We start from the raw sequence: 17,665 nt of genomic DNA on the forward strand, positions 1-17,665 counted from the left end.
GGCGTGTCGTGGTGGCACTCCCCCTTTTCTCGTAAATAATAACTAATGATAACATGAAAAGAAAATTGTTGACTCTTGGCCTGTGTCTGGCTACTTGCTTAATGGCATATGCCCAAAAAAAGCCGTTGGACCATACGGTGTACGACGGATGGAAAAGTATTGCCAACACACAGATGACTTCCGACGGACGATACCTTCTGTACGAAGTGAATCCGCAGGAGGGCAACGGTCAGCTGGTGGTGCGACGACTGAGCGATGGAAGCGAGCTCCTGTTGCCACGTGGCTATAAGGCCAACATCGCTACAAACAACCGCACTGCGTGCGTACTGATAAAGGCTCCATATGCCGAGATACGCAATGCCAGAAAACGCAAGGTGAAGAAGGACAAGATGCCGAAGGATTCGCTCGCCATAATCAATTTCGACGAGTGGACCATCAGCAAGTACGAGCGCATCAAGTCGTACAAGACGGGCATTGACAACAATGATGTGGTGGCTTACATCCATTCGCGCAAGCCCAATAAGAACAAGAAGAAGGCTGCGCGCGAACGCCTCGACGGTGATGTGCTTGTTGTGGTGAATACACTCACTGGCAAGCAGACCGAGGTGAAGAATGTGTCGGAATATGCTATCAATGCCGACGCAAGCAGCATGACGGTACTGGTGAATCCCGACAAGAAGAACAAGAAACTCAAGTCGTCGGCAACTGTCTACGACTTGCCTACAATGACCATGTCGGTGCTCTCGCAGGGAAAGAAGTACTACGGCGGTGCTCGATACAGCGTTGACGGCAGTAAGATAGTGTTCCTTGCTTCTACCGACACCATTACGACTGGCAACAAGCATTGCTCGCTCTTTTATGTGAGCAACGGGCTGTCGAGCGAGATTATACCGCAAGGCTACAGTCGTAATCTGCCAAGCGGATGGGGACTCAACGAGAACAGTGCTCCCGAGTTCTCGCAAGACGGACGTCGTGTGTTTATAGGTGTGGCACCATATATCGCGCCAAATGATTCGAGTATCATTGATGTTGAGACTGCGCAGGTGGACATTTGGAACTATAAGGACTATCAGATACAGCCGCAGCAGAAGGTGAATGTAGCCAATGCCAAGCGCAAGACTTATCTTAGCGTAATCAATCTGTCGGATCCCAATCAAATTGTTCCGCTCACAACAGCCATGTGGGACAGAGTGACTGTGATGAATCAAGGCAATTCGGAGTGGGCATTGTCGCAAGACAAGACCAAATACTACATACAGTCGCAGTGGGACGACGATGAGTTCAAGGACATCTCGTTGGTGAATGTCAACACTGGCAAGCGCATCAGTATTGCTGAGAAGGTTAATGCAATGGCTATGTCGTCGCCCGATGGCAAGTATGTCCTTTGGTACAACTTGAGCGATTCGGCTTATTACTGCTATAATGTGACAAGTGGAAAGACGGTGAATCTGACTCGTCAGACAGGCGTAAACTTCTACGACGAGACCGACGACCATCCTAACTTCCCGCCACCGTATGATACCGACCCCTTATGGACCAATGCCGACCAGAGCGTGCTTATCAGCGACCGCTACGATGTGTGGAAATTCAATCCTGATGGCAATGGATTCCAGAACCTTACCAATGGCAATGGACGCAAGTCGAACATCCAGCTTCGCCATCGTGTATACGACCGCCATGCTCCACGACTCTCAAAGTTGTGGACCGATAAGAATGTTGTCGACGAGAATGCACTGCTCTACATGACAGCCTTCGACGAGACTACGAAGAAGAACGGATTTGCCACGGTGCGTGTCAACGACAACAACTCATACCGTCTGAATGTGCTTGACACCTTCAGTTACGTAAACGTGTATAAGGCAGGGGCTGCCGATGTGGTGGCTTATCAGAAAGGCAACTTCAGCAATGCCTATAACATGCACGTGAGCGATGCCGCTTTTGCATATGAGAAGTGTGTGAGCGATATCAATCCGCAGATGAAGCAATACTTATGGGGTCATGCCCAGCTGGTACACTGGAAGGCTTACGACGGAACTCCGCTCGACGGACTGCTCTATGTGCCCGAAGGCATTGAGCCGGGAACCAAGTTACCAATGATGATTTACTTCTACGAGAAACGTTCGGAGACGCTTTACAATCATATCGACCCGCGTCCGAGTCGCTCAACGGTCAACCTTGCCTTCTATTGCAGTCGCGGGTACGTAGTGTTCGTTCCGGACATAGTATATAAGGTGGGTCATCCGGGCGAGAGTGCATACAACTGTATCGTGTCGGGTGCCAAGGCTATGTGCAGCCAGTTCAACTTCATCGACAGCACACGAATGGCTATTCAGGGACAAAGCTGGGGAGGCTATCAGACTGCCTATCTCGTTACACGCACCAATATGTTTTGCGCAGCCGGAGCTGGAGCGCCCGTGAGCAATATGACATCAGCCTATGGCGGTATACGTTGGGGTTCGGGTGTGTGTCGACAGATGCAGTACGAGCACGGACAGAGCCGCATTGGAGCAACCCTTTGGGACAAGGGCGGACTCGACCTGTATCTTGAAAACTCACCGCTGTTCGGTGCCAACCGTGTGGAGACACCGTTGCTCATCATGCACAACGACAACGACGGTGCCGTGCCATGGTATCAGGGCATTGAGTACTTCATGGCGTTGCGTCGATTGGGCAAGCCTGTGTGGATGTTGCAGTACAACCGCGAGGAGCACAATCTTGTGGAGCGTCGCAACTGCAAGGACTTGAGCATACGTTTGCAGCAGTTCTTCGACTACTATATGAAGGGTGCGCCCGAGCCAGCATGGATGAAGTATGGAGTGCCGGCTACACGCAAGGGACAGTATCTTGGCACCGAACTCACCGAATAAAACGGCAAGTTGACGTTTGAAATAAGTTTTTTTGTGTACCTTTGCCTATACATATACACATAAAACAGAAGACATATGAAGACAATAAACACACGTCTCAGCATACGCCGTTATGCCGACCGACCCGTAGACGACCAACTGTTGCGCCGATTGCTGGCTGAGGCTGAGCGCACGCAGACCATGGGCAACCTGCAGTTCTACAGTGTTGTGGTGACTCGCAGCGACGAGATGAAGCGCCGTCTGGCTCCTGCTCATTTCAATCAGCCTATGGTCACCGAGGCACCTGTAGTGTTGACGTTCTGCGCCGACACTCGCCGCACCACCGTATGGTGTGAAAACCGCGATGCACAGCCGGGTTATGACAATATGCTTTCGTATCAGAATGCAGCCACCGATGCTCTGCTCTTCTGCCAGACATTCTGCAATCTGGTTGAGGAGGAGGGATTGGGATGCTGCTTCCTTGGCACTACGGTCTACATGCCGCAGATGATTATCGACACATTGCAGCTGCCCGAGCTCGTGGTGCCGGTTGCAACGATTACGTTGGGATGGCCCGACGAGCAACCCGAACTGACCGACCGCCTTCCGCTTGACGCTATCATGCACAGCGAGACCTATCACGACTATACGCCCGAGAGCATCAACCGGTTCTATGCCGAGAAGGAAGCGCTTGAGGAGAGCAAAGAGTTCTGTCGCATCAACAACAAGCAGACGCTCGCCCAGGTGTTTACCGATTGTCGCTACACCAAGAAGGACAATGAGGCTATGTCGGCAGGACTGATGGACGTGTTGCGCCGTCAGGGATTTCTGAAGTAATGATAACAACTATCGAATGACTAAGACATTATCCCTATACGAACTCAACTCTATCGTGGCTTCGGTCATTGACATCGACATGCAGGGCGATTATTGGGTGGTGGCAGAGATTTCCGAACTGCGGGAGGTGCGTGGCCATTGCTACATGGAGCTTGTCGAGAAGGACGAACTCTCAAATACGCCCATTGCAAAAGCCTCTGCCAAGTGCTGGGCTTCACGATGGTGCATGCTCCGACCTATGTTCGAGCGCATCACCGGACAACGCCTGCATGCCGGAATGAAGGTGATGCTGAGCGTGCATGCGCAGTTTCATGCTGCCTACGGGTTCTCATGGATAGTCAGCGACATCAATCCCGAATATACAATGGGCGACCTTGCCCGTCGTCGTCAGCAGATAGTGGCGCAGCTCAAGGCCGAAGGAGTGTTCGACCTTCAGCGTGAGCTCACTCTTCCATTGTTCGCCCAGCGCATTGCAGTGGTGTCGAGCGATGGGGCTGCAGGCTATGGCGACTTCTGCCGTCAGCTACACGACAATAGCGCACATTATATATATAAGGTGGAATTGTTTGCTGCCACAATGCAGGGCGAGGCTGTTGAGCATAGCGTTATAGCCGCTCTCAATCGCATTTACAGCCGTCACGACAGTTTCGACGTTGTGGTGATAATACGTGGTGGTGGCGCTACGAGCGACCTTTCGGGTTTCGACACGCTCGCATTGGCTGAGAATGTGGCCAACTTTCCGCTTCCCGTCATAACGGGCATCGGACACGACCGCGACGAGAGCATTCTCGACATGGTGGCGCATACACGTGTCAAGACTCCTACAGCGGCTGCACAGTTGCTCGTCGACAACCTTGTTCGCACCGAATCTATGATTGATGCGGCACGCCAGAGCATCGTCGACAGCACGCAGCGACGCATGCAGCGCGAGCGTGTCAGGGTGGAGTCGCTGTCGGCTCGCATCCCCATGATGTTCTCGTTGGTGAAGACCAAGGAGGAAGCTCGTGTCGATATGTTGGCGCGACGCATTGAGACTGCCACACAGCGACGCATTGCTACGGCATTGATGCAGATAGACAGCTTGCAGGCGAAGCTTCAGTCGGCTGTCAACAGGCAACTTGTAGATGCCCGTCATCGTCTGCAACTTATAGAGCAGCGTGTTGAGGCTGTCAATCCTGAGCGACTTCTGCAGCGCGGCTACAGCATCACTACATACAACGGACGTGCCGTGCGCAATGCCACGGAACTGCCCGAAGGGGCTGTTGTGGAAACGCGTGTGGAAAAAGGAAAATTCACTTCGGTAGTAACCAAAAACAAATGATTATGGCAAGAGAAATGAAATACGAAACGGCAATGAACCAATTGCAGTCCATTGCCGATAAGATGGAGAACGGTGAGCTTGACATTGACTCGCTCTGCGAGCAACTGAAGACTGCGCAGAAACTTATAAAGCTGTGCAAGGACAAGCTCACTAAGACCGATGCCGAGATAAAGGCTGTGCTTGAGGAGAAATAATCATCGGCTCATCCGACATTTCTCACAATAATTCGTGACAAAGACCACGCAATCGTTTTGTCACGAATTACCATAAATTATTCACGAATTATGGATGTCATATATTAATGTATCACTTGATTTCATTGCGAATTCATGATAATTTGTGACAAAGACCACGCAATTGTTTTGTCACGAATTACCATAAATTATTCACGAATTAAGGATGTCATATATTAATGTATCACTTGAATTCATGGTGAATTCATGATAATTCGTGACAAAGACCATGCAATCGTTTTGTCACGAATTATTGTGAGAGATGTTAAGTGTTGAATGTTAATTGTTTGATTCGAAATTGAATAATTCACAATCGCAGGCGTAGCCGAGAACAATTCAAAACTCAAAACTCAAAATTCAAAACTCCTAAACACGCCAAAGCTTCTCGCCACGTATTGTGAGTGGCATCTCAATGTTGTCGGTGAATAGCATACCGGTGCCCAATCCTTGTGGCATACTGATGTTGGGCCCATATACGTCGGCTGCCAATTGTGCCACGGCGTTGAGTCCGACATTGCTCTCAAGCGCACTCGTTATCCACGAGCCGATGCCACGTTGGTGCGCCATGTCTATCCATTCGCGTGTGCCGCTTATTCCGCCGTGCAGCGACGGTTTAAGTATTATGTATTGCGGACGAATGGTGTCTAGCAGTTCCTTCTTCATTCCGGGCATGTTCACGCCTATAAGTTCCTCGTCGAGGGCAATGGGTATCGGCGACGAAGCACACAGTTGAGCCATACGCGCCCATTGATGCTGGCGTATGGGTTGTTCAATGGAGTGTATGTCGTAGCGAGCCAGTTGTTCGAGTCGGCTCGGAGCGTCCTCGAATGTGAATCCGCCGTTGGCGTCGACACGCAATTCTATCTGTTCCTTTGTGAAAGCCTGGCGTATGTGACGTATCAGGTCGAGCTCGCTATCGAATTCGATAGCACCGATTTTCAGCTTCACACAGTGGAATCCTGCTTCCATTTTCGATTCCAGTCGGGCAAGCATCTCGTCATGACTGCCCATCCATACCAGTCCGTTTATTGTTATACCTTCCTCGCCACGTGTGAATGGAGTGTCGAAGAGCATGCCCTTTCCGCCGTTCTGCAGGTCGGTCATGGCTGTCTCTATACCAAAAAGTATGGAAGGATAGGGGCGCAGCATGTCGTAGTTGACGTTGCCAGTCAGTTCTATCATACGGCAGATTGACTCCAGAGTCTTCTCGTATTCGGGGCGCGCGTCGCAACTGAGGTCGGGCAGAGGAGCACATTCGCCCACGCCCTTGCATCCCGGACGCTCGCTGTCCTCAATCTCTACAAACCACGACTTGCGTGTATTGTACACTCCGCGCGATGTTCCGGCAGGTTGCTTGAAGTGCAGCGTGCGCGGCGTGATGCTTATCTTGTATCTCATTGTTATTATAGTTGGTTGATGAGTGGGGCGTGTCAGTCTTCAGTTCTTCCAATAGTCATAATGCTTATCGTCACATCCTCAAGCTTCGCTATTTCCGTTGCGCATGCTGTCAGCGTCGCGCCGGTAGTGATGATGTCGTCGATGAGCAGTATGTGCATACCGCTTGGATGCTGTCCTTGTTTCAGTGCGAAGGCACCGCTTACGTTAGTTGAGCGTGATGTAGCTTTGGTCTGCGTCTGGCTTTGGGTGTAACGCACGCGCTCAACGATGTCCTCACGCACTGGTATATGAGTCAGTTCGCTTATGCCGCGTGCCACCTCACAGCTCTGGTTGTATCCACGTTCGCGTCGGCGCTTTTTGTGTAGCGGCATAGGCACAATTGCATCAATGCCGTCGAAGAATCCCGACGGCATATAGTCGGCAGCCATCATTCGTCCTATTTCCTCACCAATGTCTTCGCGTCCGCCATACTTCAGTCGGTAGATGAGGGTTGCGAAGGGTGTGTGAGGATGATATTTCACGAACGATGCACACCGCTCCACCGGCACAAGTCCCCACAACCGCCGTGCAGTGTGGTTGTCGTAGGGCGACGAGGCGTCGTCGGTGCGTGGCAGCAGAGCGTTGCATGTGGTGCAGATGAGCCTCTCGTTGATGCCAAGTCGGGTGCCGCACATCTCGCAAGCACGTGGTGCTATCAGGTCGATGAGGCTGCGCCATAGCGTGAGCAGCCGCTTCGTTATAGCTGTCTTGCTTTTCATTAAGGCAGTTTGGGATACTTGCTGAAGTCGGGCTTGCGCTTTTCGAGGAATGCCTTGCCTCCTTCTTGAGCCTCGTCGAGCATATAGTAGAGCATGGTAGCGTCGCCTGCCAGCTCCTGTATGCCCGCCTGACCGTCGAGTTCGGCGTTGAGTCCTGCCTTAATCATGCGCAGTGCCAACGGCGAACGTTCCATCATGATCTGTGCCCATTCTACGCAAGTGTCCTCAAGCTGGTCGAACGGCACCACCTTGTTGACCATTCCCATACGCTCGGCTTCAATGGCTGAGTACTGACGGCACAAGAACCATATCTCGCGAGCCTTCTTCTGACCCACGATACGAGCCAGATAGCTGGCACCAAAACCAGCGTCGAACGAACCAACCTTAGGTCCTGTCTGTCCGAAGATGGCGTTGTCGCTGGCAATAGTGAGGTCGCACATGAGGTGAAGCACGTGTCCGCCACCGATGGCGTATCCGTTTACCATTGCTATTACGGGCTTTGGCAGTGATCGTATCTGCTTCTGCACATCGAGAACGTTGAGGCGTGGCACACCGTCATCGCCTACATATCCGCCACGACCCTTAACGTGCATGTCGCCACCCGAGCAGAATGCCTTGTCGCCGGCACCCGTAAGGATGACCACACTGATGTGCTGAGCCTCGCGACACCATGCAAATGCCTGCGACATCTCCCACGTTGTGCGAGGTGTGAAGGCGTTGCGATAGCGCGGACGGTTAATTGTTATCTTGGCGATACCGTTGTATTCGTCAAACAATATTTCTTTGAAGTCGAAGCCTTCGATCTTCTTCCATTCTCTATTTTCCATTGTTCTTATTTGGGTTTATTGAATATTTACATTACAATCCTTTACAGCTTGAAGTATTTTTCAAGCGCCTTTACGTCGTCGTTGCTGTCGGTGAACACTTCGAGCAGCATCGGTCGTTCGCTCTCGCGTGTAAGCAATGTCACGATGCCAATCTGCATTTCGTCCATGTTTTTTGCCGACATGTAGCCTATATCGTTTTGGGTGCAGATGCCTTGAGCCGTGTTTTCGTGACTCGCCATGACCAGATCGTCGGCAGCCGGACTGTCGCTGAGTCCTGGCAGTTGTCTGAATATGCCGCCACCGCGATTGTTGAGCAGTATGATACGAAGATTGCCGCGCAGGTTGGAGTTCCAAAGGGCGTTCTGGTCGTAGAAGAAGCTCAGGTCGCCTATCACACAAACAGTCATGTCGTGCGTTGCGAGCGAGAATCCGGCAGCCGTCGACAGCGAACCTTCAATGCCGTTGACGCCACGGTTGCACCATACATAATGCTGTGCGTAGATGCACGCCAAGCGTACGGCTGAGCTGTTGGCGTAGTGAACGCATATATCTATGTCGAGGTCGGCAAGCTGCTCTTCAAAGTATTTTACAGTTGCCATCTGCGAGTATTCGGGTGCGTAGGCATCGGCATGGGCTGCACATGCGTCGAGGAACGACTGCCAGCGGTCGTGGAATCGGCATCGTTCGTCGGTGTCGGGAGTCTCGCACAGACTTGCAAGCAATGCGTTAATACTGTCGGTGTCGCATTCTACGATGTCGGTCAGCGTCATAAGCGGGTCGTGAATGTCTGCCGCATCGGGTGTGATGAGGCACGACGGAGCCTTTGCATTGCGCAGAAAGCGGCGTGCGGGTTTGCTTACGAGCGTGTCGCCTACGTAGATGACGTAGTCTGGATAGTATGCCGTCTTGTCGTCTTCGTCGTCGTTGATGCTACTGTTGTCGCTGACTATATATCTGATGGCTTCGTCGAAGTGAATTGTCATGTACGAAGGGTTTGACAGCGGTTCGCTCATTACCACATACCTCTCGCTCAGCGAGCGTATTGTTTCGTGCGAGATGGTGCCGTGAGCCAGTTGTCCAATCACAATCATGGGGCGCTTTGCCTCATGGAAAGCGTCGGGCATATCCATCGAAGCGTCCTTGATTACAGCACGCTTGATGTTGTTGAAGCGGCTGAGTTGGGGCAGTTGCTCGGTGCTGAATTCAAACAGCGGTTCGCTGATGGGCACGTTGATGTGTACGGGTGCATCCTGTCGGCACGTAGCAAGGTGCATGGCTTCGTTGACAAGTCGACGGCACAGCCATCGTTCTTCGTCGTTATGAGGTTCGGGCAGTTGCACAGCCTTGCGCACAAAGCGCCCGAGAGCGTCTGATTGTGGAATGGTCTGACCGTCGAGCTGGTCAATCCATTGCTGCGGACGGTCGGCAGAAATGACTACAAGCGGAACATGCTGATAGGCTGCTTCAGCCACAGCCGGCATCACGTTGAGCAATGCTGAGCCTGACGTTACGCACACTACGGTAGGGCGTCGGGTGGCTATAGCCAGTCCGAGAGCGTAGAAAGCCGCCGAACGTTCGTCGGTAACGGGTCGGCAGCGTATTGCCTCACACACGCTGAGGTTGTGCACGATGGGTGCGTTGCGGCTGCCTGGGCACACCACAGCGTCGCTGACACCATATTCAAGGAGCAGCGAAGTGAGTATGTTGACGTTTTCCTTATTGCTGTACATAGTCGAATAGTTTTCTTATAGTATTCATCTTGGCTTCAGTCTCGTTCCATTCGTCCTGCTCGGTGCTGTCTGCCAGCAGTCCGCCTCCGGCAAAGAGCCGGTACACGGCAGAGTCTTCCGCCTCGCTCTCGATGTGCATACATCTGAGCGTTACGAACAGGTGGGTGTCGCCATTCGGATTGAATGGTCCGGCAAAACCGCTGTAGTAGCCACGCGGTTGCGACTCGTTGTCGATGATGAAGCGTCGTGTCGCGTCCTTCGGAATGCCGCATACGGCAGGTGTAGGATGCAGAGCGTCCACCACATTGCCTATGAGCGCAGTGTCGTTCATGCTGAAACGTATGTCGGAGCGCAGGTGTTGCAGGTCGGCAGCATACGTAGTGTATGGTCCTTCGACGTTGATGTCGTCCGAGAATTGCCTTACACATTCGGTGATATACGTTTCTACATATTTCTGTTCACGCTTGTTCTTGTCGCTCCATTCGCCCGTTCCAGGTCGCATAGTGCCCGCCAGAGCCATGGTGTGCATCTGTCCGCAATGTCCGCCAATCAGAGTCTCGGGCGTAGCGACAAGCCATGTGCCGCTGCGCTTGGTTGAATAGAGTGCTATGAACATGCGCGGATAGAGCTGGCAGGCTCGTGCGAACAGTGTCAGTGCGCTTATGCGTGCTGTAGCTGTGAGACGGGTGCTGCGTGCCAATACGATTTTGGCGAAGCGTCCTGCCATCAGTTCGGCGTGAAAGCGGTTGAAGTCGGCGTTGTATTGCGTGCGTTCGGCAGTGCTGTCGCAGCTGTTCAGCGTGGTCGACATTTGTGTGTTGCCAGTGGCTGAGACAAGAGTGTGCAGCTGCGATGGCTCAATCGTTTCCCATTGGGTTGGTACAAGCAGTATGGGCATGTCGGTCGACGGAGCGAAAGGTGCAATGACAAATCCGCTTCGTCCGTTCAGTTCGGCTGCCGTTGACAATTCTTCAGGCTCGTCGTTCAGTTTGTTGTGAACGACGAGTGTGGTGTTGGGCAGTCGGAAATATACAAAACTCATATTGTCTTATTGTGGGTGCTATTCTTTTTGGGGCTTGCCCACATCCTTGCCTTTCATTACAAAGTTGGTGATCTCTACCGACGATATGAGTTCGCCGGCTCCGTTACATATTTCGATGTGCCACTGGTGCAGGGTTTTCCCCTTGTGCAGTATGCGTGCTGTGGCTGTGACGGTGTCGCCTTCGCGCACCGCCTTGACGTGGCTTCCGCTGACGTTGATGCCCACGCAGATGTTGTTGGGGCACAAAGTCATTGAGCCTACACCTGCCAGATTCTCTGCTAGCGCCAGTGTGGCGCCACCGCTGAGAAATCCGAATACCTGACGGTTGCGGCTGTCAACCTTCATTCGTGCCTGACAGGTGTCGGGGTCGGGTGTCGACAGAAACTCCATGCCGAGCGTGTTCGACAGTCCGTCTTGTTTCAGTCGTATCTCTTTAATTCTTTCTATGTCCATATCTTGTTTTTTATAATTGATGCTCTATCCTTCGCGGAAGAAGTCGAGAGCCTCCTTTATTTCTTCTTCGTTAGCAGTCTGGTTGATGCGTATGTCGCCGACATTGCCCAGAAGTGTGAAGTTGATGATGCCCGACGTGTTCTTCTTGTCGTGGCGCATCAGTTCGATGAGTGTCGGGTAGTCGTCGCATGTGATGTTGAATGTGCCGTAGTTTTCGCGTATGAAGCGTACGGTCTGGTGCATGCGGTCGGTGGGGAAAGCCGTCTTGCGTGCGCTCATATACAGTTCGCTGATGAGTCCGTACGCCACTGCGTATCCGTGCAGTATCGGTGTGCCGCGTCGCATGGCAAACGATTCGAAGGCATGTCCCATAGTATGGCCCAGGTTCAGTGCCTTGCGTATGCCGTGCTCGTGTGGGTCGGCTTCGACGATGCGCTCTTTCACCTTGATGGATTCTGCCACCATGTGTTGCAGCTGGCTGAGGTCGGGTGTGTCAAGATCGAATGTCACCAGTTCTGCCCATGTGTGTTCGTCGGAGATGAGTCCGTGCTTGAGCATCTCGGCATAGCCCGAGCAGATGTTGTCGTGGTCGAGTGTGTCAAGGAATTGTGTGTTGATGATGACGAAGCGGCTGTCGGAGAACACGCCGATTTCGTTCTTCAGTCCGCCGAAGTTGATGCCTGTCTTGCCTCCCACTGAAGCGTCGACCATTGCCAGGAGCGTTGTGGGTATGTTGATGAAGTCGATGCCTCGCTTGAATGTGCTTGCCGCAAAGCCTCCGAGGTCGGTCACCATTCCGCCGCCGAGATTTATCATCAGCGAGTGGCGTGTGGCTCCGCCGTTGCTCAGCGCCTGCCACACCTGCGAGAGTGTGTCGAGGTTTTTGTGAGTGTCGGTGGCTTTGATGATTATTGGGGTGCTGTTTTTGAGTGCTTTGAAGTTCTTGATTTTGGGCCAGCACAATTGTTGTGTTGTTTCGTCGGTGAGTACGAAAATGCGGTCGTGCTCACATTCTGATATGGCGTTTACAAGGTCGCGCTCGAGGTTTCCCGAAATTACTACTTTCTGTTTCATAAGGCTCAACGTGTTTATTCTTATGCTGTTTATTCACCTACAAATTTAACTAAAAATCCGCAAATTGCACTCATATCATCATCAAATATAATGGGGTATAAAAAAAAGTAGCCCTTTTGACTTGCAAAAGGACTACTTTTACTATCCAAAAGGACTCCTTTTGCCTGTCAAAAGGGCTCCTTTTGCAACTCAAAAGGACTCCTTTTCGAGAGGGTTGGAATCTCTTGGTGAAATTGGTTGTTATTACATCATCGGTCTGCCCATGCGCATCATCGGCATGCGTCCGCCACCCATTGGTGGGCGTCCATATCCTGGTCGGCGGTTGCTTGGTCCGTATTGTCCGCCGCGTCGTGCTTGCTTGCCTCCGAAGAGATTGAGTCGGTAGATGACGTGCAGCATTGCGTAGCTGTTGATGGAGTTGTACTCTACGTCGCTGCGGCTTGTTGCCGACACAGTACGCGAGAAGTTGCTCTGATTCTTGAGTATGTCGTAGAACTGGAGTGATATTGTCAATGCACGTCCGCGCATAAAACCTTGCGACAGCTGTGCGTTCCAAATCAGCTCGTTGGTGTTCATCGACTTGTCGGAATAGCCTCGGCGTGAGTTCTGGTGTATGTCGGTCGATAGGCTTGTACCCCACGGTGCGGTGAGGTTGATGGTTCCGCCGTAGGCAAACTGCCATGTGTCGAGATTGCTCTGCGGCTGCAGGTTGTTGCGGGCGTGCATATAGTCCATCGAGCCGTCAAGCTCTACCTCAAGCCATGAGTTGCGGAAGCTCATAGCGAGGCGTTCGCTTACGCTTGTCGACTTTGTCACGTTGCGCTGCGAGTCGGCGTTGCGGTTGAGCGACAGATAGCCCACACGGTTCTGGTAGTCGACGTTGGTGAATGTGTTGATGTTCCAGTAGCCCGTGGTGTCGATGGCCATATTGAATATGAACATGCCCGAAGCGTTCCAGTTGCCGTTGATGTTCTCTGGTCGGCTTATGCGTCCGCCGGTCTTCTCGTCGTACGTCACCTTGTAGCCGATGGAGTTGCGCGTGTTGGAGTAGTTGACGCTTGTCATTATCGACATCTGGTGTTTCTCGATGTAGTTGTTGTATTCGGCGCGCAGATTGTTGGTGAACGATGGCTTCAATCCGGGATTACCCTTGCTGATGTTGAGCGGATCGCTGTCGTCGGTGATGTCGAGCAGGTCGGTCATTGAGGGTTGCGACGTTGAGCCTCGATAGTTGATGCGCAGCTGGCTCACCTTCGAGAAGCGGTAGCGTAAGTCGAGTGTCGGCGTGATGTTGGTCACGGTGCGCACGGTGTCGACGTATTTGCCCTGATAGTCCTGTATGAACTTGGATGTCTGCGGCTGTACTTTCACACCGAAGTTGAGCTGATACTTCTGTCGGAGCATGCGGAACATCAGGTCGATGTCGTGCGTATAGTTCTTATATTCAGAGTAGCGGCTCAGCGACTTGTCCTCATATTCGGTGTAGGGCTTGTCGAGCAGACTGAGATAGCTGTCCCATTGGCGGTATTGCGGAGTGAGAGTGCCGAAGAAGTCTTCGCCCAGATTGGAGAAATTGTATGTGGCACGGTCGCTCTTGCTGTACGAATACTTGAACTGATAGCTCATCTGCAGGAACGTAGCCTTCCACAACGGCTCGCTGTATGTAGTCTGTACGCTGTAGCTGTACGTCTTGGTCGGCGTCACGTTGTAGCGGTTTGTCTGGTAGGTAGAGTCGGCGAGAGGATTGTCCTTCATCTTTATCTGATACAGATGGACGTTGTTGGTGGATAACGATTTGCTGTCGCCGTCCTTATAGTTGAAGTCGCCGCGCAGTGTGACGTTGCGTCCGCGGTTGCCAAGCTTGCGGTTTAATTGCAGCATTCCGCCAAACTGTTTGCTGTCGCTGTAGCTTATCGAGTTTGACTTCGAGGTGTTCACCATCTTGTCGGCTTCTGCCATTGTGCTGATGCCTTTGTCCGACAGCGGGTCGTCGGTGTACGAGTAGGGGTCGTCGTTGAACTGTGCAGAGGTGGAAGCCGAGCGTCCGTCGCTTGACGACAGGCTCATCGACGGGCGGAACATGATGTTGGTCATCGTGTCGGGTTTCCACTCGAATCGCATCTGGGCATTCCATGAGTTGCTGCGTGTGAACTGTTTGTTGAGCGAATTGGCAAACGATTTCGACGAACTCACGAAGTTCTCGGATGACGACTTCGACTGTGTGTTGCCGTTACTATGATTCCATCTCACCGAACCGTCCCACGAAAATGTCTTGCCATTGTCGTAGTTGAAGTTGGTGCCCACCATCTTTGATGTGTTCAGACCGTTGCGTCCGCCTCCGAACGAGCCGCGTCCGAATCCCATGTCGTTGGTATTGTTGAGCGAGCCGAATCCCATTACGCGTATCTTCGAGTTGAAGTAGGCACCCATAAGGCGTTCGGCAAATCGGTCGTGTGTTCCGTATGCAAGGTCGGCGTTGGAGAACATACCCTTGTTCATGCCCGGTTTCAGTCCGAAGTCGAGCACGGTCTGCTCGTTTCCGTCGTCAATGCCGGTGACACGTGAGAGGTCGCTCTTCTCATCGTAAGCCTTGATACGGTTTACGATGTTGGTAGGCAGGTTCTTCATGGCAGTCTTGGTGTCGCCCACCATGAATTCCTTTCCGTCCACCTTAATCTTCTTCACCTCCTTGCCGTTGATGGTAATCTTGCCGTCGTCGCCCACTTGCGCACCCGGCAGACGCTTCACCAGTTCCTCAATGGTAGAACCTTCTGGAGTGCGGAAAGCAGTAGCATTGTATATGAAGGTGTCCTTCTTGAGCGTCACCTTGGCAGCATTGGCTGTCACGGTGGTTCCCTTCAGGGCTATAGCCGACGATGCGAATACGATGTTTCCAACGTTCACGTTGTTGTCGTTGCTTACATTCACGTTGCGGTAGAGGGTCTTGTATCCCACGTTGGAGAACTTCAGTATGTACTTTCCGTTGTTTGGAGCGGTGATGCTGAATGCTCCATTGGCATCGGTCACGCTGCCTTTGACATACGAACTGTCCTGACGCAGCAGTTGTACGGCTGCCTGCTCCATACGCTCGTGAGTGTCTTTGTCGGTCAGCGTACCCGTGATTTTGCGGTCTTGGGCTGCCGCTCCCAATGCGCAGAGCATAAGTAGGAGCAAGAAGACGATCTTTTTCATTCTGTTGTTATTTTCTTGTTTGTGTATTTGTTATTTTCTTATTTATGTATTCTTTGTTTTCTTGTCAATAAAAAGGCAAATGCCAATTTACGTTTTTTATGACGTTTGTATGGCTTTGTGGTTTAATTATATAGAAACAAAAAAATGTAGAAAGTAAAAACGGAAGAAACAAAAAACAGCAAAAACAACATTGTTATACATAAATGATGATGCATATCAATGTTGTTTTTGCTGTTATATCCTTGTTTGTAGGAGTTTGCTTTATTTGTAGAGATATCGCTTGATACTCTTCTTAGGTGTCTTCTCAAACTCTTCCTTCACAATCTCTATTGCCGACAGACGGCAGTAGGGTGGTTGTACGGCGTTGAGTTCCTGACGGTTCTGCTCCATTATCTTCTCAAGATCGGCATCGTTGAGGCGCATAGTGTCGGCTTCGTCGAAGTCGGGATATACAAGACCGACGAGTTTCTCGCCGCGCTGCACTACAACCGACTCGTTCACCATAGCCAATGAGTTGAGTTTGTCCTCGATTTCCTCCGGATATATGTTCTGACCCGAAGCTCCGAGCAGCATATTCTTCGAACGTCCCTTGATGAATACGTTGCCGTCAGCGTCCATAAGTCCGAGGTCGCCGGTGTGATACCATCCCTCTGCATCGAGAGTTGAGGCTGTTGCTTCCTCGTTTTTGTAGTAGCCCAGCATGACGTTGAGTCCGCGTGCCAGGATTTCTCCGGGTACATTGGCTGGATCAGGACTGTCAATCTTCACCTCCATGTGTACTACTGGCTTGCCGCATGAACCTTGTACAAAGTCGTTGTGGTCGGCATAGCAGATTATAGGGGCACACTCAGTAGCGCCGTAGCCTACGGTGTAGGGGAATCCGATGCGCTTGAGGAACTGCTCTACTTCCTGATTGAAGGCTGCACCGCCTACAATGATTTCGTAGAAGTTGCCACCGAATGCCTTGACAACCTGCTCCTTTATCTTCTCGTTCACCTTCTTGCTCACGATAGGCATGTTCAGCAGGATGCGCATGCGGTTGTTCTGTATCTTGGGGAATACCTTCTTGCGGATGATCTTCTCGATAATGAGAGGCACAGCGATGATGATAGCAGGCTTCACCTCGGCAAATGCGGCTGCGATGATGGCTGGCGACGGTATGCGTGTGAGGTAGAACACGTGGCATCCGAACAAGAATTCAAATAAGAACTCAAATGCCATGCCGTACATGTGTGCCATAGGCAGGATGCTGATGATGTTGTCCCCCTTCTTGATAATCTTGCCCAAAACCGAGATAGCGAAGTCGTAGTTGCTCCACAAAGCACGATATGGAATCATAACGCCCTTCGAGAAGCCGGTGGTTCCACTGGTGTAGTTGATGAGAGCCAGCTCGTCAGGACTCTGCTCCTTGTAGTAGTGTACGTGTTCCTTGCGGAAATACTTAGGATATTTCTTTCCGAACATCTCGTTGAGGTGTTCGCGTGCATAGGTGAGTTTGTCGGTGCGCGACACTACGAGCGAGTAGTCGGGTATGTAGATGATGCCTTCGAGGTCGGGCATCTTTGTCTGGTCGATGATTGTAGCCACATAGTCGCCTACGAAGAGCAGCTTGGCTTCGCTGTGATTGACGATGTTGTGAATCTGGTCAGCAGTAAATTCGTGCAATATAGGTACTGCAACGGCTCCGTAGGTGAGTGTAGCAAGGAATGCAACAGCCCAGTTTGAACTGTTACGTCCGCATAAAGCGATCTTGTCGCCTTTAACTACACCACTGCTTTCGAACATGATGTGCAGTTTCTCTATTTTGCGTGCCACGTCGTGATATTGCAGAGTGGCCCCCTTAAAGTCGGTCAGGGCATCCTTGTCCCAATTGGTAATGATGCTCTGTTCGATAAGAGCGTTAAAACTCGGTATTTCCATTTTTTGTTTGTTTATCATTGTGAGGTGTTTTAGG

At 51.6% G+C, this 17,665-nt stretch carries 13 protein-coding genes; 4 read left to right on the plus strand and 9 right to left on the minus strand.

Annotated features, from left to right (window positions below; genetic code table 11):
• Nucleotides 1-53: 53 nt before the first annotated feature.
• The 4 genes from I6E49_RS04370 (at nucleotide 54) to xseB (ending at nucleotide 5,198) form a co-directional block, all read left to right on the plus strand.
• On the plus strand, nucleotides 54-2,867 hold the full coding sequence (locus I6E49_RS04370; RefSeq protein ID WP_235400673.1) for a S9 family peptidase: 2,814 nt from the start codon (nucleotides 54-56) through the stop codon (nucleotides 2,865-2,867).
• 75 nt (nucleotides 2,868-2,942) lie between these two features.
• A complete protein-coding gene (locus I6E49_RS04375; protein WP_235400675.1) occupies nucleotides 2,943-3,683 on the plus strand; it encodes a nitroreductase family protein in 741 nt (246 codons plus the stop codon).
• Between the two features lie 16 nt (nucleotides 3,684-3,699).
• Complete coding sequence (gene xseA / locus I6E49_RS04380) at nucleotides 3,700-5,004, plus strand: exodeoxyribonuclease VII large subunit (protein WP_235400677.1); 1,305 nt, start codon at nucleotides 3,700-3,702, stop codon at nucleotides 5,002-5,004.
• Nucleotides 5,005-5,006: 2 nt separating this feature from the next.
• Nucleotides 5,007-5,198 (plus strand): exodeoxyribonuclease VII small subunit, encoded by a 192-nt coding sequence (gene xseB, locus I6E49_RS04385; protein ID WP_235400679.1) that lies wholly within the window; start codon nucleotides 5,007-5,009, stop codon nucleotides 5,196-5,198.
• A 405-nt stretch (nucleotides 5,199-5,603) separates the two neighbouring features.
• On the opposite strand, the gene menC is transcribed toward xseB, so the two are convergent.
• The 9 genes from menC to I6E49_RS04430 form a co-directional block, all read right to left on the minus strand.
• Nucleotides 5,604-6,635, minus strand: a complete 1,032-nt coding sequence (gene menC / locus I6E49_RS04390) for an o-succinylbenzoate synthase (RefSeq protein ID WP_235400680.1) — start codon at nucleotides 6,633-6,635, stop codon at nucleotides 5,604-5,606.
• Between the two features lie 32 nt (nucleotides 6,636-6,667).
• Nucleotides 6,668-7,393 (minus strand): ComF family protein, encoded by a 726-nt coding sequence (locus tag I6E49_RS04395; protein WP_235400681.1) that lies wholly within the window; start codon nucleotides 7,391-7,393, stop codon nucleotides 6,668-6,670.
• Nucleotides 7,393-8,220 (minus strand): 1,4-dihydroxy-2-naphthoyl-CoA synthase, encoded by an 828-nt coding sequence (menB, locus tag I6E49_RS04400; RefSeq protein WP_235400682.1) that lies wholly within the window; start codon nucleotides 8,218-8,220, stop codon nucleotides 7,393-7,395. The genes I6E49_RS04395 and menB overlap by 1 nt, the downstream gene beginning before the upstream one ends.
• A gap of 41 nt (nucleotides 8,221-8,261) precedes the next feature.
• Nucleotides 8,262-9,950, minus strand: a complete 1,689-nt coding sequence (gene menD, locus I6E49_RS04405) for a 2-succinyl-5-enolpyruvyl-6-hydroxy-3-cyclohexene-1-carboxylic-acid synthase (protein WP_235400683.1) — start codon at nucleotides 9,948-9,950, stop codon at nucleotides 8,262-8,264.
• On the minus strand, nucleotides 9,937-10,992 hold the full coding sequence (locus I6E49_RS04410; protein ID WP_235400684.1) for a chorismate-binding protein: 1,056 nt from the start codon (nucleotides 10,990-10,992) through the stop codon (nucleotides 9,937-9,939). Before I6E49_RS04410 ends, menD begins: the two co-directional genes overlap by 14 nt.
• 18 nt (nucleotides 10,993-11,010) lie before the next feature.
• A complete protein-coding gene (locus I6E49_RS04415; protein WP_235392180.1) occupies nucleotides 11,011-11,445 on the minus strand; it encodes a PaaI family thioesterase in 435 nt (144 codons plus the stop codon).
• A gap of 24 nt (nucleotides 11,446-11,469) precedes the next feature.
• The gene (gene aroB / locus I6E49_RS04420) at nucleotides 11,470-12,519 is read right to left on the minus strand and encodes a 3-dehydroquinate synthase (protein WP_235400686.1); all 1,050 of its coding nucleotides are present in this window, start codon (nucleotides 12,517-12,519) and stop codon (nucleotides 11,470-11,472) included.
• 243 nt (nucleotides 12,520-12,762) lie between these two features.
• Nucleotides 12,763-15,711: an outer membrane beta-barrel protein gene (locus I6E49_RS04425; RefSeq protein ID WP_235400687.1), complete on the minus strand. Its 2,949-nt coding sequence runs from the start codon at nucleotides 15,709-15,711 to the stop codon at nucleotides 12,763-12,765.
• Between the two features lie 261 nt (nucleotides 15,712-15,972).
• A complete protein-coding gene (locus I6E49_RS04430; protein ID WP_374685162.1) occupies nucleotides 15,973-17,649 on the minus strand; it encodes an AMP-binding protein in 1,677 nt (558 codons plus the stop codon).
• Nucleotides 17,650-17,665: the final 16 nt, after the last annotated feature.

It is taken from the genome of Leyella stercorea (assembly GCF_021531655.1).

What these genes read in the sequence shown, in the direction of transcription:
- menC (WP_235400680.1), bottom strand. Translation starts at nt 6,635, where the DNA reads ATGAGATACAAGATAAGCATCACGCCGCGCACGCTGCACTTCAAGCAA.
- I6E49_RS04410 (WP_235400684.1), bottom strand. Translation starts at nt 10,992, where the DNA reads ATGAGTTTTGTATATTTCCGACTGCCCAACACCACACTCGTCGTTCAC.
- I6E49_RS04415 (WP_235392180.1), bottom strand. Translation starts at nt 11,445, where the DNA reads ATGGACATAGAAAGAATTAAAGAGATACGACTGAAACAAGACGGACTG.
- aroB (WP_235400686.1), bottom strand. Translation starts at nt 12,519, where the DNA reads ATGAAACAGAAAGTAGTAATTTCGGGAAACCTCGAGCGCGACCTTGTA.
- I6E49_RS04375 (WP_235400675.1), top strand. Translation starts at nt 2,943, where the DNA reads ATGAAGACAATAAACACACGTCTCAGCATACGCCGTTATGCCGACCGA.
- I6E49_RS04425 (WP_235400687.1), bottom strand. Translation starts at nt 15,711, where the DNA reads ATGAAAAAGATCGTCTTCTTGCTCCTACTTATGCTCTGCGCATTGGGA.
- I6E49_RS04370 (WP_235400673.1), top strand. Translation starts at nt 54, where the DNA reads ATGAAAAGAAAATTGTTGACTCTTGGCCTGTGTCTGGCTACTTGCTTA.
- I6E49_RS04430 (WP_374685162.1), bottom strand. Translation starts at nt 17,649, where the DNA reads ATGATAAACAAACAAAAAATGGAAATACCGAGTTTTAACGCTCTTATC.
- I6E49_RS04395 (WP_235400681.1), bottom strand. Translation starts at nt 7,393, where the DNA reads ATGAAAAGCAAGACAGCTATAACGAAGCGGCTGCTCACGCTATGGCGC.
- menB (WP_235400682.1), bottom strand. Translation starts at nt 8,220, where the DNA reads ATGGAAAATAGAGAATGGAAGAAGATCGAAGGCTTCGACTTCAAAGAA.
- xseA (WP_235400677.1), top strand. Translation starts at nt 3,700, where the DNA reads ATGACTAAGACATTATCCCTATACGAACTCAACTCTATCGTGGCTTCG.
- xseB (WP_235400679.1), top strand. Translation starts at nt 5,007, where the DNA reads ATGGCAAGAGAAATGAAATACGAAACGGCAATGAACCAATTGCAGTCC.
- menD (WP_235400683.1), bottom strand. Translation starts at nt 9,950, where the DNA reads ATGTACAGCAATAAGGAAAACGTCAACATACTCACTTCGCTGCTCCTT.